The sequence below is a fragment of the Klebsiella sp. PCX genome (genome assembly GCF_021869705.1).
Classification (GTDB): domain Bacteria; phylum Pseudomonadota; class Gammaproteobacteria; order Enterobacterales; family Enterobacteriaceae; genus Klebsiella; species Klebsiella quasipneumoniae.
Genome location: NZ_CP091527.1, coordinates 1,456,193 through 1,477,079, shown reverse-complemented (window position 1 = coordinate 1,477,079; position 20,887 = coordinate 1,456,193). Strand labels below are relative to the sequence as shown.

The 20,887-nt window shown below is 62.7% G+C and carries 17 protein-coding genes; 9 read left to right on the top strand and 8 right to left on the bottom strand.

What is annotated here, in order from left to right; translation table 11 throughout:
• Window positions 1–9 precede the first annotated feature (9 nt).
• Window positions 10–951, top strand: coding sequence for a carbohydrate kinase family protein (locus GQR96_RS06845; RefSeq protein WP_032455712.1), 942 nt, complete (start codon window positions 10–12; stop codon window positions 949–951).
• A 42-nt stretch (window positions 952–993) separates the two neighbouring features.
• Here the strand turns inward: GQR96_RS06845 and GQR96_RS06840 are convergent, their stop codons facing one another.
• The 3 genes from GQR96_RS06840 to GQR96_RS06830 are packed head-to-tail and all read right to left on the bottom strand — an operon-like array spanning window position 994 to window position 4,136.
• Entirely contained in the window at window positions 994–2,022 is a 1,029-nt protein-coding gene (locus tag GQR96_RS06840) for a 2-hydroxyacid dehydrogenase (RefSeq protein ID WP_065904988.1), read from the bottom strand.
• Window positions 2,019–3,515 carry an FGGY-family carbohydrate kinase gene (locus tag GQR96_RS06835; RefSeq protein WP_004885807.1) on the bottom strand — a complete coding sequence of 499 codons (1,497 nt, stop codon included), beginning with the start codon at window positions 3,513–3,515 and terminating at the stop codon, window positions 2,019–2,021. Before GQR96_RS06835 ends, GQR96_RS06840 begins: the two co-directional genes overlap by 4 nt.
• Window positions 3,516–3,527: 12 nt before the next feature.
• Window positions 3,528–4,136, bottom strand: a complete 609-nt coding sequence (locus tag GQR96_RS06830; RefSeq protein WP_008805607.1) for a methylthioribulose 1-phosphate dehydratase — start codon at window positions 4,134–4,136, stop codon at window positions 3,528–3,530.
• A 451-nt stretch (window positions 4,137–4,587) separates the two neighbouring features.
• On the opposite strand from GQR96_RS06830, the gene codB reads away from it, so the two are divergent.
• From codB to GQR96_RS06795, 7 genes are all read left to right on the top strand, one after another.
• Window positions 4,588–5,850: a cytosine permease gene (gene codB / locus GQR96_RS06825; RefSeq protein ID WP_065904994.1), complete on the top strand. Its 1,263-nt coding sequence runs from the start codon at window positions 4,588–4,590 to the stop codon at window positions 5,848–5,850.
• Window positions 5,847–7,082, top strand: coding sequence for a PucR family transcriptional regulator (locus GQR96_RS06820; protein ID WP_049115727.1), 1,236 nt, complete (start codon window positions 5,847–5,849; stop codon window positions 7,080–7,082). The genes codB and GQR96_RS06820 overlap by 4 nt, the downstream gene beginning before the upstream one ends.
• Window positions 7,079–8,317, top strand: coding sequence for a cytosine deaminase (codA, locus tag GQR96_RS06815; RefSeq protein WP_065904996.1), 1,239 nt, complete (start codon window positions 7,079–7,081; stop codon window positions 8,315–8,317). The genes GQR96_RS06820 and codA overlap by 4 nt, the downstream gene beginning before the upstream one ends.
• 145 nt (window positions 8,318–8,462) lie before the next feature.
• The gene (locus GQR96_RS06810; RefSeq protein WP_074384413.1) at window positions 8,463–9,413 is read left to right on the top strand and encodes a LacI family DNA-binding transcriptional regulator; all 951 of its coding nucleotides are present in this window, start codon (window positions 8,463–8,465) and stop codon (window positions 9,411–9,413) included.
• A gap of 121 nt (window positions 9,414–9,534) precedes the next feature.
• Window positions 9,535–10,344: an inositol monophosphatase family protein gene (locus GQR96_RS06805; RefSeq protein WP_017899069.1), complete on the top strand. Its 810-nt coding sequence runs from the start codon at window positions 9,535–9,537 to the stop codon at window positions 10,342–10,344.
• A 110-nt stretch (window positions 10,345–10,454) separates the two neighbouring features.
• The gene (locus GQR96_RS06800) at window positions 10,455–11,813 is read left to right on the top strand and encodes an MFS transporter (RefSeq protein WP_023319949.1); all 1,359 of its coding nucleotides are present in this window, start codon (window positions 10,455–10,457) and stop codon (window positions 11,811–11,813) included.
• 26 nt (window positions 11,814–11,839) lie between these two features.
• Entirely contained in the window at window positions 11,840–13,108 is a 1,269-nt protein-coding gene (locus GQR96_RS06795; protein WP_065904998.1) for a histidine phosphatase family protein, read from the top strand.
• A gap of 55 nt (window positions 13,109–13,163) precedes the next feature.
• Here GQR96_RS06795 and mtnA read toward each other — a convergent pair whose 3' ends face one another.
• Window positions 13,164–14,192 (bottom strand): S-methyl-5-thioribose-1-phosphate isomerase, encoded by a 1,029-nt coding sequence (gene mtnA, locus GQR96_RS06790; RefSeq protein ID WP_004885792.1) that lies wholly within the window; start codon window positions 14,190–14,192, stop codon window positions 13,164–13,166.
• Window positions 14,193–14,293: 101 nt separating this feature from the next.
• Here mtnA and mtnK point away from each other — a divergent pair, with 101 nt between their 5' ends.
• A complete protein-coding gene (mtnK, locus tag GQR96_RS06785) occupies window positions 14,294–15,493 on the top strand; it encodes an S-methyl-5-thioribose kinase (RefSeq protein WP_004151657.1) in 1,200 nt (399 codons plus the stop codon).
• Window positions 15,494–15,907: 414 nt separating this feature from the next.
• Here mtnK and GQR96_RS06780 read toward each other — a convergent pair whose 3' ends face one another.
• The 4 genes from GQR96_RS06780 to GQR96_RS06765 all read right to left on the bottom strand — a co-directional run bounded on the left by GQR96_RS06780 (window position 15,908) and on the right by GQR96_RS06765 (window position 20,860).
• Window positions 15,908–17,149 (bottom strand): LVIVD repeat-containing protein, encoded by a 1,242-nt coding sequence (locus tag GQR96_RS06780; RefSeq protein WP_017899065.1) that lies wholly within the window; start codon window positions 17,147–17,149, stop codon window positions 15,908–15,910.
• Window positions 17,150–17,277: 128 nt separating this feature from the next.
• The gene (locus GQR96_RS06775) at window positions 17,278–18,342 is read right to left on the bottom strand and encodes a sugar ABC transporter substrate-binding protein (protein WP_004885784.1); all 1,065 of its coding nucleotides are present in this window, start codon (window positions 18,340–18,342) and stop codon (window positions 17,278–17,280) included.
• A 20-nt stretch (window positions 18,343–18,362) separates the two neighbouring features.
• Window positions 18,363–19,361, bottom strand: a complete 999-nt coding sequence (locus GQR96_RS06770) for an ABC transporter permease (protein ID WP_004885781.1) — start codon at window positions 19,359–19,361, stop codon at window positions 18,363–18,365.
• Window positions 19,358–20,860, bottom strand: a complete 1,503-nt coding sequence (locus tag GQR96_RS06765; RefSeq protein ID WP_049004676.1) for a sugar ABC transporter ATP-binding protein — start codon at window positions 20,858–20,860, stop codon at window positions 19,358–19,360. Before GQR96_RS06765 ends, GQR96_RS06770 begins: the two co-directional genes overlap by 4 nt.
• Between the last annotated feature and the right edge of the window lie 27 nt (window positions 20,861–20,887).

Genomic DNA, 20,887 nt, shown 5'->3' with positions numbered 1-20,887 from the left:
GGGAGAACGATGGCAACCTTTGACGCCGTATTTGTCGGCCTGACTATTCTGGATATTGCCGGGCGCCCGGTGGTGGCGATCCCGCCGCGCGGTGGCGTCGCTTTTATTGAGCAAATTCGCCTCAACCCCGCCGGCACCGCTGCGGGGGCTAATATTAACGCCGCGAAGCTCGGGATCCGCACCGCGGCGGTGGCCTGCCTGGGCGAAGATGAAAAGGCCGACTTTATCCTCGCCAGCTATGCCCGGCTGGGCATTGACTGCTCGCTTATCCAGCGCACCGCGCTGAAGGAGACCTCGGCGACGATCCTGCCGATTCGCCCCAACGGCGAACGTCCGGCCCTGCACTGCCGGGGCGCGTCTGACGCCCTGTTCGTCAGTGAAGCGGAATTTGACGCCGTCCTTGACTGTCGCTTCCTGCATCACGGCGGGAGCGGACTGCTGGCGGCAATGGACCAGGGACAGAGCGCACGGCTGCTGCAGGCGGCCAAAACGCGTGGAGTCACCACCAGCTTTGACCTTATCGCGCCGAATGAACACACCCTGGAACTGCTGCGGCCCCTGCTGCCGTCGGTGGATTATTTTATGCCTTCGCTGGAGGAAGCCGCCTTTCTCTCCGGGGAGACGCAGCCGGAGGCCATCGCCCGCTTTTTCTTCGCGCTGGGCGTGGGCACCTGCATTCTGAAAGACGGCGAGAACGGCTCCTGGCTTATCGGCCGCGATGGCGCGCTGGAGCATATTGCGCCGTGGCCCGTCGAGGCGGTGGATACCACCGGCTGCGGCGACAGCTACTGCGGCGGGTTTATTGCCGCGCTGGCGCGCGGGCTCAGCGTGAAAGCGGCGTGCGACGTCGCCTCGGCGGTGGCCGCGCTGGTGGCGACCGGGATGGGCTCGGATGCCGGGGTGGTAGACTGGGAACAGACCCAGGCTTTTATGGCGGCCCATCGCCCCTGACGTTGGACCCACGCCGCTGCAGGACGCGGCGGCGCAAGCGGCTTAACGCCACTGGTACAGCAGCGGCTCCCCGGCGACATAGCGCTGAAGATCGGCGGCGATCATCGCCGTGTGTTTGGCGATACTCTCCCGGGTGGCCCCGGCGATATGCGGCGTGATAATCACGTCATCGAACTCGGTGACAAAAGGGTGATCGCGCCACAGCGGTTCGCGATGATACACGTCCAGCGCCGCGCCGCCCAACGGGCCGTGACGCAGAGCCTCAATCAGCGCCGCTTCGTCGACCACCGCCGCGCGGGAGGTATTGATCAGCAGCGCGCCGGGCTTCATGCTGTTTAGCAGCGCCGCATTCACCAGCCCGTCGCTGTGCGGCCCGCTGCTCAGATGCAGGCTGACGATATCCGCCTCACGGAACAGCGCCTCCAGGGTGGTTTTCTGTAGCCCTGGCTCATTGATATCCTCTGCGGCGACGAACGGATCCACCACCCGCACCGCCATACCGAACGCCCGGGCGATACGCGCCACCCGGCGGCCAATGTTGCCATACCCCACCAGGCCCAGCGTTTTATTGCGCAGTTCACTGCCCTTAAACACTTCATAGGGGCTTTCCGGACTCACGTCCCAGACCACATCCCGGCGCAGCCCCTGCTGGGTGGCGGCGGCGGCATTGTCAGCCTGCGTGAATTCCCCCCGCTTCAGCGCCGCATGGGATTGCGGAATATGGCGCGCCAGGCTGAGCATCAGGCCAAGCGTCAGCTCCGCGGCGGCATCGGCATTGCGCCCCGGGGTGTAGAGTACCCGGATGCCGCGCGCCTGCGCGGCCTGGGTATCAATATTCACCGGATTCGCGCGGGTACAGGCGATCACCTGCAGGCGCGGACAGGCGGCCATCACCGCATCCGTCACCTCATCATAGCTGGTCACCAGCACCTCAGCGTCGTGGGCCAGCTCAATCAGCTGACCGGCGCTGAGTTTCGGTTTGCCCAGCGCCCACCCCTCCACCAGCAGCTCACCCAGCTGGTGGAAGGCGCTAAGGTCGCCAGCATGCTCGGCGGTAAAAACGATTTTCATGGTTGTACTTCCTGAGAAAGACGTTGAAGAGCGGCCTGCCTGGCCTGCCATACCGGCAGCATCTGCTCACGCAGCAGGCGATAAACGGGATACAGCGCCGCGTAGCGGGCATGCGCCTGAGGGCGCGGCTGATAGCGGGTCTGCGCCAGCGGAGGCGTCTCGGCCAGCGCCGCGACGCTGCGGGCCGCCAGAATCGCCGCACCGCGCGCGCTTAGTTCATTAAAGGCGCTGGAGACCACCGTGCGCCCGGTACAGTCGGCGATAATCTGCAGCCAGGTGGCCGAGGCTGCGCCGCCGCCGGTCAGATACAGCTCGCCGCCCTGGGGATAACCCTGCAGCGCATCGACAATGGCGAAGGCCAGGCCTTCAAACACCGCGCGCTGTAGTTCGGCGCGGGTGGTGTGCGGGCTAATGCCGATAAAGCCGGCCCGCGCGTCAGGGCTGTAAAACGGCGCGCGTTCGCCATTAAGATACGGCTGCCAGAAGACGCCGCCGCTGCCTGGCTCCACCTCCGCGATCGCCTGCTCCAGCCGACCCAGATCGGCGTCCAGCGAAATATGCTGCTGCAGCCAGTCAATGTTTGGCGTACCGGCCTGCATCGGAAACAGCGAGATCACCTGCCCGGCTTCGGTGTGAGTGACGAAGCGCGTCGCCTCGTTCACCGTCTGCGGACCGCGGCAAACGATTCCGGTACAGCAGGTGGTGCCGAGGATCGTGTAGATATCCCCTTCGTTGACCGCGCCGCAGCCCAGCGCGGCGCTACAGACATCCAGCGCCCCGGCGGCCACCGGCGTCGCGGCGGGCAGTCCGGTCAGCGCCGCCACCGCGTCGCTCAGCGTACCGGCCGGAGCGTCCGGGGCCAGCAGAGGGGGAAACAGCGGCAGCAGTTCGTCCAGCCCCATCTCGTTCATCACCACCGAGGACCAGCTGCCGCTCTGCTGATTGAGTAATGAGCTGCTGGCGTCCGTCAGCTCCAGCGCCGCCACGCCGGTCAGGCGAAAGCGGATCCAGTCCTTGGCGAAAAACAGATAGCGCGCGGCCGCCAGCCGCTCCGGCTGATACTGTTTCAGCCAGTACAGCTGCAGGCTGGTATTGCAGGGCTGCAGGTGGGTGCCGGTATCGGCGAAATAGCGGCGGTCAAAACCGGGCCGGCGCAGCAGTTCGCTCATCAGCTCGTGGCTGCGGGTATCGCTCCACAGGATCCCCGGCCCCACCGGTTCGCCCTGCGCATCGCTGAGCCAGACCCCCTCCCCTTGCCCGGCGAGGCCGATGGCCCGCAGCCGCCCCTCCTGCAGCGCCGGGTGGCGGGCAATCTGGCGCAGAATAGCCAGCACCGAATGCCACAGCTGGGTCATATCCTGTTCCGCGTAGCCATTGGCCGACAGGCGGGGGGAGGTGTTTTCCGCAGCGCTGGCGCGCGCGGTGAAATGCTGATCAAACAGCACCGCTTTCACCCGGGAGGTGCCGATATCGATACCAAGATAAAAATCCATACCTGCTCCGGTTCAGGGCTCGTAGCGGCGGCGCATCAGCTCGCACTCGAACAGGAACTCCAGCCCCTCCAGTTGCCGGCGGGCCTCCTGAATATCTTTCCCCCAGCAGGTCAGGCCATGTCCGCGCAGCAGAAAGCCGTAACGCAGCGGGCGGGTTTGCGCATAATCGGCAATCCGCGCCGCCAGGGCGTCAATATCCTGATCGTTATCGAAGATGGCGACCGGAACGGTATCGAGATGGCTGTGCTGCCCGCTGAGGGTTTTCTGCATTTCATACCCCTGCAGCGCCAGCGTGTCGCTTTTTTCGATGCGCGACAGCACGGTGGCATTGACGGTATGCACATGCAGCACCACGTTGGCCTCCGGGAACAGGCGGTAGACCAGGGTGTGCAGGCCGGTCTCCGCCGACGGTTTCCGTCCGGAAGGGGCCTGATTGGTGGCGATCTCCACCTGCAGAAAATCCTCGGTCGTCAGGCTGCCTTTATCGCGGCCCGACTCGCTTAGCCAGCACCAGGTATCATCCTGACGCACCGACATATTGCCGCCGGTCGCCGGCGCCCAGCCTTTCGCGCCGATCCAATGACAGGTGGTGACCAGTTGCGCGAGTCTTTCTTGCCACATAGCAGTTCCTTAGGTTAGCGATGATTTGTTTAGCCGTCTAAATGGCTATTTATCCGATACTAACACCGCTAACCGGAGGGAACAATATTTCAGGAAACACACATAAGACAAATGGTTATATCATAAATGCATATTAAATAACCTTTATTCACAGCAATTTAACCAACCGCAGTGAATCCGCTACGATCCCCTGCTGCCTGGCGCCACAACGCTGGCGGATTGTGCTGGCTGAAATTCTCCTTCTGCGCCAGGCATGCCGTCGCCGCCCTCCTCTGCCCCGGACTGGTGCAAAACATGGCAGGATGCACACTAAAATGGCATTACTCCTCCTGAATCCCTCAATAACCGTGCACATTGCACACTATGCGCTATTCCTCATGCCCGGTTTTTCCTGGCACATCTCTTGCTACTTCCGGCAATCACCGCTCATCTACCAGCCAGAGGTTCCAGGATGTCAAACAGCAATGATTTTCCCCTCGTCGAAGCGCCCACCGCCGGACGTAAAGGCGTATTTTCCATCGCCATGGTGTTATTCAGTTTTACCTTTTTCACCGGCACGATGTTTGCCGGCGGCAAACTCGGCGTCTCCTTTTCCATCGTTAATCTGCTGTGGATAGCCGTCATCGGCAACGCCTTGCTGGCTCTCTATGCCGCATCGCTGGGCTGGATTGCCGCGCGCAGCGGCCTGAATACGGTGCTGATGGGCCGGTTCTGCTTCGGGGAGATCGGCAGCAAGCTGGCCGATTTTATCCTTGGCTTTGCCGAGCTGGGCTGGTACGCCTGGGGGACCGCCACGGTCGCTATCTCGCTGGTGAAGATCCTCGCCCTGCCCGAGGCGCTGACCCAGCCGATGATGGTGCTGTTTGGCATTCTGTTCTGCGTCACCGCGCTGGTGGGCTACAAGGGGCTGGACGCGCTGTCGCGCCTGTCGGTGCCGCTGATGTTCGTGCTGCTGGTGGTCTCCATGTATCTGGCGCTGCACCACGCCGGCGGCTGGCAGGCGATGACCCGCATTGCGCCGAGCGACACCATGACCTGGTCGGCGGCCATCACCATGGTCTTTGGCACTTTCGCCAGCGGCGCCACCCAGGCGACAAACTGGACCCGGCTGGCCAACTCCAGCCGGACCGCCATTCTCGCCAGCATGGGCAGCTTCCTCATCGGCAACGGGCTGATGATCGTCGCCGGCGCCTGGTGCGCCATCGTTTATCAACAGGCCGATATCGTCGAAGTGCTGATCCTGCAGGGGCTATCAGTCGCCGCGGTGATCATGCTGTGTCTCAACCTGCTGACCATCCAGGGCCCCACCATCTATAACGTCTCCGCCGCCGCCTGCCATCTGCTGCGCAGCGAACGTCGCCGCACGCTGACCCTCGCCGCCGCCGGGGTGGGCATTGTGCTGGCCATTGGCGGGATGTACGAAATGCTGATCCCGTTCCTTGTGCTGCTGGGCAGTATTATCCCGCCCATCGGCGGGGTGATTCTCGCCGACTACTGGTTCGCCCGCGGCGGGCGCTATCCCCTGCTGCAGAACGCCCGCCTGCCGCGTTTTAACTGGCTGGGACTCGGCGCCTACGCCGCCGGCGCGGTGGTGGCTTATCTGTCACCGTGGATCGCGCCGCTGGTGGGGATCACCGTCTCCGCGCTGGTTTATATCGCCCTGACCATGGTCAGCAAACGTCAGCCTGCCGCCGTCGCGGAGCAAGAGTCATGAGCCTGACGGTCAGCGAACTGCTGGCCCTTGAGGGACTCTCAGCCCTGCGTTTGCGGGCGGGAAAGCAAGGGCTGCAGCGGGCGGTACGCTGGTACTACGTGGCGGAAAATGAGCATATCGCCGAGTGGATCATGGGCGGCGAGCTGGTCTTTATCACCGGCATCAATCATCCCCGGGATGAAGCCAACCTGATCCAGCTGCTGATGGAGGGCAAACAGCGTGGCATCGCCGGGATGGTGATCCTCACCGGCGAGGCCTATATCCACGCCATTCCAGCCACGCTGATCGCCCTCGCCGACGAGCTGGGCATTCCGCTGATCGAGCAGCCCTACCTGCTGAAGATGGTGATTGTCACCGAGCGGGTCGGCACCGCGCTGGTCCGCAGCGAAAACGCCCTGCAGTCGCAGCGCGACATCCTGATGCAGCTGGTCACCGGCGACTATCCGGACCTGCAGATGCTTCACCAGCGCGCCCTCCACCAGCAGCTCGATTTTACCCGCCCGCTGCGGCTGGCGGCGCTGCGCCTGGAGGGACTGTCCCGCCTGTTTCGCCAGTACCCGCCCGAACAGGCCGAAGCCTGGCTGCAGCAGGCCCACCGCAGCGTGCGCCAGCAACTGCAGCAGCAGCTCAACCAGCAGGGCAACCCCTTCCCGCTTCTGGAACGCAGCAACATGTTCCTTTTCCTGCTGCCGGATGAGGAGGGGGAAGACTTTCAGCAGAAAAAGTGGCTGCAGCAGTGGCTGCAGACGCTGGCGGAGGGGGAAGAGCGTTTGTCACTGCTCTGCGGCCTCTCGGCGCCGGTCAGGCAGCTGCAGGGTTACCCGCGGGCGTTGTCGCAGGCGCGCCAGGCGCTGGATCTGTGCGATACCCTGCGGCCGACCCAGCGCATCAGCGACTATCAGCAGCTGGGGTTTATCAAACTGCTGTCCGCGGTCAGCGACCCGGCGCTGCTCAACGATTTTATGCACGACACCCTCGGCTGCCTGATCGAGCCGGGCCGTAAAGCGCCGTGGCTGCTGCTGGAGACCCTCGAGACGCTGCTGCAGGAGAACGGCAACGTGGTACGAGCCGCCGACCGGCTGGGTCTCCATCGCAACACCCTGCATCAGCGCATCCAGCGTATTGAAAAACTGACCGGCTACCCGGTCAGCCACCCTCAGTTTCATCTCAACGCCTCGGTCGCGCTGGTGATCTGGCGTTTATCGCAAAACCATTTACAGGACCAACCATGAAAATTGTTAACGCCCACCTGCGCCGCCAGGAGGCGCTGTTTACCCTTGAGCTGCAGGACGGCATCATTCGCCGCATGACCGCCCAAACCGCGATGCGGACCGCCGACACCGGGGATATCGACGCCCAGGGTCGGCTGGCGATCCCGCCCTTCGTCGAGCCGCATATCCATCTTGACGCCACCCTTACCGCAGGCGAGCCGGAGTGGAACCGCAGCGGCACCCTGTTTGAAGGCATCACCCGCTGGAGCCAGCGCAAAGCGAGCATTACCCCGGAGGACACCCGCCAGCGGGCGCTGAAAACCATCGGCATGCTGCGCGATTTCGGCGTTCAGCACGTCCGGACCCATGTGGATGTCACCGACCCGTCGCTGGCGGCCCTGCAGGCGCTGCTGGCGGTGAAACAAGAGGCCGCCGATCTCATCGATCTACAGATTGTCGCCTTTCCGCAGGAGGGGATCGAATCGTATCCCAACGGCCGGGAGCTGATGACGCGCGCCATCGAGATGGGCGCCGACGTGGTGGGCGGCATTCCGCACTATGAGAATACCCGCGACAAAGGGGTCAGCTCGGTGATGTTTTTGATGGACCTCGCCCAGCGCTACGGCCGCCTGGTGGATGTCCACTGCGATGAAATCGACGATCCGCAGTCGCGTTTCCTCGAAGTGCTGGCGGAAGAGGCCCGGGTGCGCGGTATGGGGGCGCAGGTCACCGCCAGCCACACCTGCGCGATGGGCTCTTATGATAACGCCTACTGTTCGAAGCTGTTTCGCCTGCTGAAAGCCTCGGGGATCAACTTTATCTCCTGCCCGACCGAAAGCATTCATCTGCAGGGCCGGTTTGACAGCTGGCCGAAACGGCGCGGCGTCACCCGGGTGGCGGAGCTGGATCGCGCCGGCATCAACGTCTGCTTTGCTCAGGACTCGATTCAGGATCCGTGGTATCCGCTGGGGAATGGCAATATCCTGCGCATTCTGGATGCCGGACTGCACATCTGCCATATGCTCGGCTATGACGATCTGCAGCGCTGTCTCGACTTCGTCACCGACAACAGCGCCCGGGCGCTTTGTCTGGGCGATAACTACGGCCTCGCCGAAGGCCGCCCGGCTAACCTGTTGATCCTCGATGCGGAAAACGACTACGAGGCCGTCCGCCGCCAGGCGCGGGTGCTGACCTCCATTCGCCACGGCAAGGTGATTTTGCAGCGTGAGGTGGAGCACATCCGCTATCCGGCATAAGGCGCAAGGCGCTGCGCGTCGGCGCCTTTCTGTGATACCTTTTCAGGCAGTGTGCGTGACCGACGCCCGTCCGGGCGTTGGCTTCCTGGAAAACAGACGGCGCGAAACGACGATGAGCGATAAAAAATGGATTAAGGCCGAGGACGTGGCCAGACTGGCCGGGGTCTCGCGCTCGGCGGTCTCCCGCACCTTCACCCCCGGCGCCTCGGTGTCGGAGAAGACCCGGCAGAAGGTGCTGAACGCCGCGGAAGCTCTGGGCTATCAGGTGAATATCATCGCCCGGACGATGATCACCGGCAGCAGTAATTTTATCGGCATCGTCACCGCCGGTTTCGACAATCCGTTTCGCAGCAAACTGCTGGCGCCGCTGGTCCATCAGCTGGCGCTCAACGGCTTTATGCCGCTGCTGATGAACGCTGACGATCCGCAGCAGCTCGCCCCTTCGCTTAAGCAGCTGCTGAGCTACCACGTCGCCGGGGTGATCATCACCTCCGGCGCGCCGCCGCTGTCGCTAGCGGAAGAGTATCTGGCGCGCAAGATCCCCGTCACCCTGATCAACCGTCATGCGGATCTCGCCGGCTGCGACCGGGTGTGCAGCGATAACGCCCAGGGGGCGAAGCTGGTGGCGGACTTGTTCAGTCGTCGAGGCTGGCGGCAGGTTGGCTTTATAGGCGAAAATCGCGAGAACTTCAGCACCCGCCAGCGTTATGACGCTTTCATCGCGCAGACGTCGGGCATGACGGTGACCAGCCGCTTCTGCGACGGCGGCGGCTATCAGGCTGGCTACCAGGCTGCCAGAGAAATCGTTGCTGAAAACCCCGGGGTGCAAGCGCTGTTTTGCGCTACCGATATGCTGGCGCTGGGCGCCCAGGACGGCCTGCGGGACACCGCTGCCCCGCTGCCGGCCATCGTCGGCTTTGACGATATCCCGCAGGCGGACTGGCAACCCTACCAGCTTACCACCGTTCAGCAGAATACCGCCCTGCTGGCCCACCACGCGGTGGATCTGTTAATGACGCGGATCGCCCGCTTCAGCCTGCCCTCGCGCCATCGCGAAGTGCCGGTGAAATTAATTATTCGTCAAAGTGCGAAATGAAAAAATCATTTTATGCTGGAGCGATCACAGAATCTTCTGCGAAACCCGGCCACACTCATTCGGCCCTTCGGGGCTGTTTTTTTCACGCAAAATGCACACGTGTGCAAAATAGGGAGTCAATATGCAATCTCAGGAATCAGAAGCGCTACAGGCCCGCTACCGCCTGGCCTGCGAGCTGGCGAAAGCAGGGGCTGAGCTGGCGTTTGAATACTATCAGCAACGCGAAGCGCTGACCGTCGACCATAAAGGCGACGACCTGCAGGACGTGGTCAGCGTGGCCGATAAGCGGGTGGAGGCCTTTGTGAAACAGCGTATTCAGAGCGCGTTTCCGGAGGATGGCTTTCTCGGCGAAGAGAGCGGCGCCCGCCTGCCCGACGCGCAAGTGCTGTGGGTGGTCGACCCCATCGATGGCACCAGCTGTTTCCTCAACGGCCTGCACACCTGGTGCCTGTCGCTGGCGATCGTCGCCGACGGCGAACCGGTCATCGGCGTGGTCTACGACCCCAACCATCGCGAGCTGTTTCACGCCCTGCGGGGTCATGGCGCCTGGCTCAATGACGCCCCGATCCGTCCGCACCCCGCGGCGACGGTCAGGGAGGGAGTGATGGGCGTCGGCACCTCGCATCGCGTCACCCCGGCGGACTTTCTGCCGTTTCTGCAGGCGCTGCTCAGCGACGGCGGCATGTTTATCCGCAACGGCTCCGGCGCGCTGATGAGCGCCTGGGCGGCGGCAGGCCGGTTGATTGGATACTACGAGCCGCACATGAACCCGTGGGACGCCCTGCCGGGGCTGGTGCTGATGCGCGAAGCGGGCGGCGCCAGCAACGATTTTCTGGCGCAGGAGGGGATCCAGCGCGGCAACCCGCTGCTGCTGGCCAGCTCAACGCTCTACCCGCAGCTGAAAAAGATGATCCCACAACCATTACATTAACCCTTACGGGTCAGGCTATTTCTGATTATGTACTCTACACAGTAACGATAACTTCATTCACGGACGAACCACATCAATCAGTCAGGCCTCCGACCTGCGGAGAACCACCTATGTCTGGAATTATCGCTTTTTTCCGGGCGTCGCCGCCGAAAGCGGGCGCCGCGTTTGATGAACAGCGTTTTCGCCGGGTGCGCTGGCAAACCTTTATCGCCATGACCCTGGCCTACGTCACCTTTTACGTCTGCCGGTTATCCTTCACCGTCGCCAAAAGCGCGCTGGTGGAGTTGGGGATCACCCCGACGGAGCTCGGCATGATCGGCTCCACTCTGTTCTTCAGCTACGCCATCGGCAAGCTGGTCAATGGCTTTATCGCCGATCACGCCAACGTGGTGCGCTATATGAGCCTCGGTTTATTGCTCAGCGCCGGGATGAACCTGATGATGGGGATGACCACCAACGCCCTGCTGCTGGCCATCTTCTGGGGGATCAACGGCTGGGCGCAGTCGATGGGCGTCGGCCCCTGCGCGGTCTCGCTGGCGCGCTGGTACGGCGTTAAAGAGCGCGGCACCTTCTATGGCATCTGGTCGACGGCGCATAATATCGGCGAGGCCGTCACCTATATGGTGATCGCCGCGGTGATCGCCGGGTTTGGCTGGCAGATGGGCTACCTGTCCACCGCCGCGCTCGGCGCCGCCGGCGTGGTGCTGTTGGTGCTGTTCATGCACGATTCGCCGCAGAGCAGCGGCTTCCCGTCCATCAACGTCATCCGCGATGAACCGCAGGAGGAGGTCGAAGCCCGCGGCTCGGTGTTTAAAAACCAGTTGCTGGCGCTGCGCAACCCGGCGCTGTGGACCCTCGCCCTCGCCTCCGCCTTTATGTACATCGACCGCTACGCCGTCAACTCCTGGGGGATCTTCTTCCTCGAGCAGGATAAAGCCTATTCCACGCTGGAGGCATCCGGGATTATCGGCGTCAACGCCATCGCCGGCATCGCCGGGACCATCATTGCCGGCATGCTCTCCGACCGCTTTTTCCCGCGCAACCGCAGCGTGATGGCCGGGTTTATCAGCCTGCTGAACACCGCCGGCTTCGCCCTGATGCTCTGGTCGCCGCACAATTATTACACTGATATTCTGGCGATGATTATCTTCGGGGCCACCATTGGTGCTCTGACCTGCTTCCTCGGCGGGCTGATCGCCGTCGATATCTCCTCGCGCAAAGCGGCGGGGGCCGCGCTCGGCACCATCGGCATCGCCAGCTACGCCGGCGCCGGCCTGGGCGAGTTTCTCACCGGGATCATTATTGATAAAACAGCTATCCTTGAGAACGGCAAAACGCTGTATGATTTCAGCACGTTGGCGCTGTTCTGGGTGGGTACCGGTCTGGGTTCCGCGCTACTCTGTTTTACCACTGCCGCCATCGTCGCCCGGCGCCATGCCGTCGAACGGCAGACCTCGTTCTCCTCATAACCGATTAACGAATTAAGGAAGAAGATATGATGCCCGCAAGACATCAGGGGCTGTTACGCCTGTTTATCGCCTGCGCGCTGCCGCTGCTGGCGCTGCAATCAGCCGCCGCCGCAGACTGGCAGCTGGAGAAAGTGGTGGAGCTTAGCCGCCACGGCATTCGTCCGCCGACGGCCGGCAACCGGGAAGCCATCGAGGCCGCCACCGGACGTCCATGGACCGAGTGGACCACCCATGACGGCGAGCTCACCGGTCATGGCTATGCCGCCGTGGTCAACAAAGGGCGTGAGGAAGGCCAGCACTATCGCCAGCTCGGCCTGCTGCAGGCGGGATGCCCGACGGCAGAGTCGATTTACGTGCGCGCCAGTCCGCTGCAGCGGACGCGGGCGACCGCCCAGGCGCTGGTGGATGGCGCCTTCCCCGGCTGTGGCGTCGCTATCCATTACGTCAACGGGGATGCCGATCCGCTGTTTCAGACCGACAAGTTCGCCGCCACGCAAACCGACCCCGCCCGCCAGCTGGCGGCGGTGAAAGAGAAGGCCGGGGATCTGGCGCAGCGTCGGCAGGCGCTGGCGCCGACTATCCAGCTATTGAAACAGGCGGTTTGCCAGGCCGATAAGCCCTGCCCGATCTTCGATACCCCATGGCAGGTCGAGCAGAGCAAAAGCGGCAAGACCACCATTAGCGGACTGAGCGTGATGGCCAATATGGTGGAAACGCTGCGTCTCGGCTGGAGTGAAAACCTGCCTCTCAGCCAGCTGGCGTGGGGCAAGATCGCCCAGGCCAGTCAGATCACGGCCCTGCTGCCGCTGTTAACGGAAAACTACGATCTGAGTAACGACGTGCTGTATACCGCGCAAAAACGCGGGTCGGTGCTGCTCAACGCCATGCTCGACGGCGTCAAACCAGAGGCGAGTCCGAACGTACGCTGGCTGCTGCTGGTGGCGCATGACACCAACATCGCCATGGTGCGCACGCTGATGAACTTTAGCTGGCAGCTGCCGGGCTACAGCCGGGGGAATATCCCGCCGGGCAGTAGCCTGGTGCTGGAGCGCTGGCGCGACGCGAAGAGCGGTGAACGCTATCTGCGGGTCTATTTCCAGGCGCAAGGCCTCGACGACCTGCGTCGTCTGCAGACGCCGGACGCGCAGCACCCGATGCTGCATCAGGAGTGGCGTCAGCCGGGCTGCCGTCAGACCGACGTCGGTACGCTGTGCCCCTTCCAGGCGGCCATCACCGCGCTGGGTCAGCGTATCGATCGGCCCTCCGCCCCGACGGTAGCGATGGTCCTGCCGTAGCGGCGTTTGCCCGGGCCAGGGAAAACCGTTTTTTCCAGGCCCGGCACGGCGTCCGTTATCCGTTATCCGGCGCAAACGCCCCGGCGGAGACCTGCGCCGGGGTGACCACCCCGCTGTCCAGCACCCAGCCGCTTATCAGCCCAGCAGGCGTGACATCGAACGCCGGATTGTACACGGCGGCCCCGGTCGGCGCCCACTGTACCGCGCCAAAGCTGCCCGCCACTCCGGTCACTTCGGCCGCGGCGCGCTGCTCAATGGGAATGGCCGCCCCGTTCGGGCAATGGCGGTCAAGGGTCGTCTGCGGCGCAGCGACATAAAACGGGATCTGGTGGTAATGGGCTAATACCGCCAGGGAATAGGTGCCGATTTTATTCGCCACGTCGCCGTTGGCGGCGATGCGGTCGGCGCCGACCCACACCGCATCCACCTTCCCTTGCGCCATCAGGCTGGCGGCCATTGAATCGGCGATCAGCTGATAGGGCACGCCCAGCTCGCCCAGCTCCCAGGCGGTTAAACGACCGCCCTGCAGCAGCGGCCGGGTTTCATCGACCCACACGCTGGCCACTTTTCCCTGCTGATGCGCCAGCGCAATGACCCCCAGGGCGGTACCTACCCCGGCTGTCGCCAGGCCACCGGTGTTGCAGTGGGTCAGCAGTCGACTGTCGGGCTTCACCAGCGCACTGCCCGCCTCAGCGATGCGGTCGCACAGCTGTTTATCTTCTTCGACCAGACGCAAGGCTTCCGCTTCCAGCGCCTGCGGGTAATCCTCCCGGGCCAGCGCCTGCTTCATGCGATCCAGATTATTCATCAGGTTGACCGCCGTCGGCCGCGCCGCGCGCAGCGTCTCCAGCGCCAGCTGGAGTTCATCCCGGCTCAGGCCGCGCTGGGCCAGCAGGGCCAGCAGCAGGCTGGCGGACAGGCCAATCAACGGCGCGCCGCGCACCCGCAGGGCGTGAATATGGTCCACCAGCAGCGCAACGTTATCCGCCGCCAGCCAGCGTTTTTCCTGCGGCAAGGCCTGCTGGTCGAGAATAAAAAGCTGATTTTCACTCACCCGCAGGCTGGTGGTCTGTAATGTCTGCATGTCGTTAAATCCCTGTTGCGTTGTTGTATCACATTGTGTCAGGATGGAATCCAGAAGTATAGACGTCTGAACGGCTTAATCAGAATTCGAGGATCGAGGCAATGTCGCAATACCATACCTTCACCGCCCATGACGCCGTGGCTTACGCGCAGCAGTTCGCCGGCATCGACAACCCATCTGAGCTGGTCAGCGCGCAGGAAGTGGGCGATGGCAACCTCAATCTGGTGTTTAAAGTGTTCGATCGCCAGGGCGTCAGCCGGGCGATCGTCAAACAGGCCCTGCCCTACGTGCGCTGCGTCGGCGAATCCTGGCCGCTGACCCTTGACCGCGCCCGTCTCGAAGCGCAGACCCTGGTCGCCCACTATCAGCACAGCCCGCAGCACACGGTAAAAATCCATCACTTTGATCCCGAGCTGGCGGTGATGGTGATGGAAGATCTTTCCGACCACCGCATCTGGCGCGGGGAGCTTATCGCTAACGTCTACTACCCTCAGGCGGCCCGTCAGCTTGGCGACTATCTGGCGCAGGTGCTGTTTCACACCAGCGATTTCTATCTTCATCCCCACGAGAAAAAAGCGCAGGTAGCGCAGTTTATTAACCCGGCGATGTGCGAGATCACCGAGGATCTGTTCTTTAACGACCCGTATCAGATCCACGAGCGCAATAACTACCCGGCGGAGCTGGAGGCCGATGTCGCCGCCCTGCGCGACGACGCCCAGCTTAAGCTGGCGGTGGCGGCGCTGAAGCACCGTTTCTTTGCCCATGCGGAAGCGCTGCTGCACGGCGATATCCACAGCGGGTCGATCTTCGTTGCCGAAGGCAGCCTGAAGGCCATCGACGCTGAGTTCGGCTACTTCGGCCCCATCGGCTTCGATATCGGCACCGCCATCGGCAACCTGCTGCTGAACTACTGCGGCCTGCCGGGCCAGCTCGGCATTCGCGATGCCGCCGCCGCGCGCGAGCAGCGGCTGAACGACATCCACCAACTGTGGACCACCTTTGCCGAGCGCTTCCAGGCGCTGGCGGCGGAGAAAACCCGCGACGCGGCGCTGGCTTACCCCGGCTATGCCTCCGCCTTTCTGAAAAAGGTGTGGGCGGACGCGGTCGGCTTCTGCGGCAGCGAACTGATCCGCCGCAGCGTCGGACTGTCGCACGTCGCGGATATCGACACTATCCAGGACGATGCCATGCGTCATGAGTGCCTGCGCCACGCCATTACCCTCGGCAGAGCGCTGATCGTGCTGGCCGAGCGTATCGACAGCGTCGACGAGCTGCTGGCGCGAGTGCGCCAGTACAGCTGAGTGCGGCCTGTTTTTCCTCACCCCAACCCTCTCCCACAGGGAGAGGGAGCAAGCCCTAAAAAAGTGCAATCTTCAGGGATTGCCCGGCGGCGCTACGCTTGCGCGGGCCTACAGATAACCGCATAACGGTTTGATGTTGCAGTCTTTCGTAGGCCGGGTAAGGCGAAAGCCGCCACCCGGCAGAAATGCGGGCACAATTTTGCTTTTACCTTGTCCTCACCCCGGCCCTCTCCCACAGGGAGAGGGAGCAAGCCCTAAAAAGTGCAATTTTCTGAGATTGCCCGGCGGCGCTACGCTTGCGCGGGCCTACAGATAACCGCATAACGATTTGATGTTGCAGTCTTTCGTAGGCCGGGTAAGGCGAAAGCCGCCACCCGGCAGAAATGCGAGCACAATTTTGCGTTGACCTTGCCCTCACCCCAGATACTCAATCACCGACAGCCCGCCGTTGTAATCGGTGCTGTAGATAATTCCCTGGGCATCGACAAACACATCGCAGGACTGAATTACCCGCGGGCGGCCGGGACGGGTATCCATCATTCTCTCAGGAGCAGCCGGCACCAGCGCCCCGGTCTCCACCGGGCGATAAGGATTAGAAATGTCGTACGCCCGCACGCCGGCATTCTGATACGTGGCGAAGATAAGCGTTGAGCTGACAAAGCTCCCCGGCCGGTTCTCATGCAGATTGTGCGGGCCAAAATGCGCCCCTTTCGCCACATAGTCGATTTCATCCGGCTGTGGGAAAGTCGAGATACTCACCGGGTTCGCCGGCTCGCGGATATCAAACAGCCAGATCAGCTTCTCGCCGTCCTCCTGGTTGTCGAGCACCGCTTCATCCAGTACCACCAGCAGATCGCGATCCGGCAGCGGCAGCGCGGTATGCGTTCCGCCGCCGAACGGCGGGCTCCAGTTGCGATGGCTAATCAGCGTCGGCTGAGTTCGGTCTTTGACGTCCAGCAGCGTCAGGCCGCCGTCGCGCCAGCTGCCGTAGGCGGTATCCCCGGCAATAATGGCGTGGTGCAGCGCGTAGCGTTTGCCCTGCGGCCAGTCCGGTGTTTCGCCGCCTGCCTGGTGCATCCCCGGCAGCCACCAGCGCCCGGCAACCTGCGGTTTACGCGGATCGGCCAGATCGATGGTCAGGAAGATGTAGTCGGTAAAACCGTCGATCAGCGCGGACACATACGCCCAGCGGCCGCCGACGTACCAGATGCGGTGAATACCGATGCCATTAAGCGACAGAAAGCCAATTTCACGCGGCTTATCCGGCGTGGAGATATCAAACACGCGCAGCCCGGCGCTCCAGCCTTTGTCCTGCACATCGCTGACTGTGTCACCCACCGATCGGGTGTAGTACACCTTCTCATCGGCAAAACGGGCGTCGGCAAACAGGTCCCGGGCGTTGATCACCAGCAGCAGATCGTCATGCGCCTGGAGGTGCACGTTCCAGGTGCCCGACGGCGCGGCAATATAGTTGACCGTAGTGGGCCGGGTCGGATCGCGAACATCGACCACGGAAAAACCCTGCGACACCATATGGCCGATATAGGCGAATCCGCGGTGCACCATCAGTTGCACGCCGTCCGGACGACCGCCCTGGTCGCTATGGCCAATCAGCCGCATATTGCGGCTGTATTCGGGGGAAGGTAATGCTGACATAGTGGATTCCTTACGCCCGGTGGCGCTACGCTTACCTGGCCTACGGGTGCAGTTGGTGTTCCCCCTCTCCCTGCGGGAGAGGGCCGGGGTGAGGGCACCAGACCGCCCCACCGCCACCCGGCTTCGTTTTATTTGTTTTTCGCTTCCAGCGTCGCGAACCACGGCGCGATAAAGTCTTCCGTCTGGCCCCAGCCCGGAATGATTTTCCCCAGCGACGCCACGTTCACCGCCCCCGGCTGGGCCGCCAGCAGCGCCTGCGGGATCGCCGCCGCCTTGAAGTCGTAGGTGGCTGGCGTCGGCTCGCCGGCGATCTTATTGGCGATCAGCCGCACGTTGGTCGCGCCGATAAGCTTCGGATCCACCGCCACGCTCACCTTCCACGGGCTGCCGGCTTCGCGCATCAGTTGCAGATCCTGGTTGGAAATATCAATACTGTAGAGTTTGATCTCGGTGCGGCCGTTCTCTTTCAGCGCCTTATAGGCCCCCTGGCTAAAGGCATCCCAGGTGCCCCAGATAGCGTCGATTTTCCCTTTCGGATACTTGGCGAGGATCGCCCCCACCTTGTTAGCGGTGTCGCCCTGCACATCGGATGAAACGGCGCCGATCGACTCCAGCTCTTTAATTCCCGGATTTTGCTTCAGCAGTGTCTGGTAAGCCGCCTGACGGCGCTCCATCGGCGGGAAGCCCGCCACCCACAGCTTGACGATGTTGGCCTTGCCGTTGAAGTCTTTCACCAGCTGGCCAAAGGAGAGCTCGGTCAGTGAGGCGTCATCCTGCTGGCTGACCGTCACTCCCGGGATCTCACCGCTCACCGCAGTATCGAACACCGCCACTTTAATCCCGGCGTCCACCGCCTTCTTCACCAGGGCCGTCGAATAGGGGTCACGCCCCTGGGAGAGAATAATGCCGTCATATTTCTGGCTGATCGCCTGGTTGACGAAGTCCTGGAACTTGGCGTCATCGCCGTTACTCAGGAAGGTGCTGATTTTGAAACCGAGCTTTTTGCCTTCCTGCAGCGCCCCGGCGACAAACTGGGTGGTGTTATCGTCAGACCCCAGGTTGCGGATCACGGCAATGCGGATCGGGCCGTTGTGTTCGGCAATGGCCGCCGGCACCGGCGTCGGGGCGGTGGCCAGCGCCGCCGTCGACTGCAGCAGACCCAGCGTAATGAGAGAGAGTGCGATCTTTTTCATGCGGTTTACCCTGTAAAATGTTAAGTACGGCGCTGAAAATAGGTCAGTGCCAGCGCGCCAGCCAGTACCAGCCCTTTAATAATGTCCATCGCGTAATACGGCACCGAGAGCATCACCAGGCCGTTGGAGAGCACGCCGAGGATCACCGCCCCCACCAGCGTCCCCAGGGCGTTCGGTTTCCCGGAACCGGCCAGCGAAAAGCCGATCCAGGCCGCCGCCACCGCGTCCATCAAATAGCCGCCGCCGGCATTAACCTGCGAGGATCCGATACGCGAGGCCAGCAGAATGCCGCCCAGCCCGGCCAGCAGCGAAGCAATCACATACGCCGCCACTTTATAACGCGTGATCCGCAGGCCGGAGAGCCGCGCCGCCTCCGGGTTGCCGCCGATGGCGTACATCCGCCGGCCGTGGGTGGTGAACGACAGCGCCAGCTGGGCGACCAGCGTTACCACCAGCATGATGATGACGATTGTCGGCACCTGGCCCAGCGCGCCAAACGCCGCCGGGATGGTGCCTTCCGCCATCTCGCCGCTCGGCAGCACCATGTTTTCGGTAATCGACCCGCCGTAGCTGTAGGTCATCGCCACCCCCTGAATCACAAACAGGCTGGCCAGGGTGGCGAGCATGTCGGGGATGCGCAGCACCACGATCAGAAAGGCGTTAAACAGCCCTACCAGAGTGCAGAGCACGAGGGTGATCAGGATTGCTTCGGTGGTCCCCAGGCCATGCCAGACGAACAGGGAGATCACCAGGGCGTTGGCCAGCGATGCCGTCGATCCGACGGACAGATCGAAGCCGCCGATGGTGAGGGAAATCGACACCCCAATGGCAATCACCGTCACGATGGCAATCGAGCGCAGAATGTTGATGATGTTGAACGGGTCAAGGAAATTGTCCGAGGCGAGGCCAAAGACCGCCACCAGCAGCACCACGGTCAGCAACATGCCCCACTTATAGAGAAAATCAAAAAATCGCTGACGGCCCGATACCGTCGCGTTCACTGCCAGGGCCTTGCTCACGCTGCCGCTCCTCCGGTTGAATAATAAAGCAGTGTCTCTTCCCGGGCTTCCGCGCCGGGGATCTCCGCCACGATCCGTCCGTCCCACAGTACGCAGATGCGGTCGCATAAACCGACCAGCTCGGCGAATTCACCCGAGGCATAAATCACCCCTTTGCCTTCCCGTGCCAGACCATCGATCAGCATGAACAGATCGGTTTTCGCTTTCACATCGACACCTTTGGTCGGTTCGTCAAAAATCAAAACATTGGCATGACTGCGCAGCCATTTGCCAATGGCCACTTTCTGCTGATTGCCGCCGGACAGACGGCGCAGCGTCTGACCGGGACCGGTGGCGCGCACGCCAAGGCGGGCAATCACCTCCTCCGCCCAGCGCCAGGCCTGCCGATGGCCGAACAGGCTCCAGCGCGAAAAGTGGTTATCGGCGCTGACCGCCAGGTTCATCGCGATCGGCTCTTCGATGAAAATGCCCTCTTTGCGCCGCTCCTCCGGGACCAGCGCCAGGCCGCGCCCTACCGAATCGGCCGGATCGCGCGGCCGCCACGGCTGGCCGTTCAGCTCGCCGCGCTGTACCCGGCTTTTGCTGGCGCCGAACAGCGCTTTGCACAGCTCAGTTTTGCCCGCGCCGGCCAGCCCAGCGATACCAAGAATTTCCCCCTTGCGCAGGCGCAGCGAGATATCCTGCAGCAGCGCCTCATCGTGCAGCCCTTCTACCTGCAGCAGCACTTCTTCACCGTGCGGCGGTCGCGGCGGCGGGAAGATATCGCTCAGCTCGTGGCCCAGCATCTTTTCGACAATCTGTTCCCCGCTCAGCGGCGCCATCGGGCCGCTCTCAATCAACCGCCCGTCACGCAGCACCGTCAGGGTGTCGCAGATCGCCTTCAGCTCGTGAATACGGTGCGAAATAAACACCACCCCGATCCCCTGCTGCTGCAGACGGCGCACCACCGCAAACAGGCGTTCGCTTTCATGCTGATCCAGCGGCGCGGTGGGTTCATCCAGAATCAAAAAGCGGCAATGGTGCGACAGGGCGCGGGCCAGCAGGATCTGCTGTTTTTCAGCAAGGGTGCAGCTATCAATAGAGCGCCTGACGTCCAGCGCCACGTCCAGCTGCGCCAGCGCCTCGCGCGCCAGCTGCCGAACCCGCGCCCAGCGGAAGGTCGTCCCCGGCTCAGCCAGCCTGTCCAGCATGATGTTTTCGGCAATGCTCAGGCCCGGCACCAGCGCCACGTCCACCTCCTGCTGCACCAGGTGGATCCCCAGCTGTTTGGCATCCCGCGGCGAACGAATGGTGACCGGCTGGTTGTTGATCGTCACCTCGCCTTCATAGTGGGCGTGGGTGCCGCACAACACGGCCATCAGCGTCGACTTACCCGCGCCGTTGGCGCCGGTCAGGGCATGCACCGACCCGCCATAAAGGGTGAAGGCCACCTTGTTCAGCGCCTGAAAGCCGGAGAAGGCCAGGCTAATGTTATGCATCTCAAGGCGATTCGCGCTCATCACTGCTCCCGTGCGGCAATTAATCTT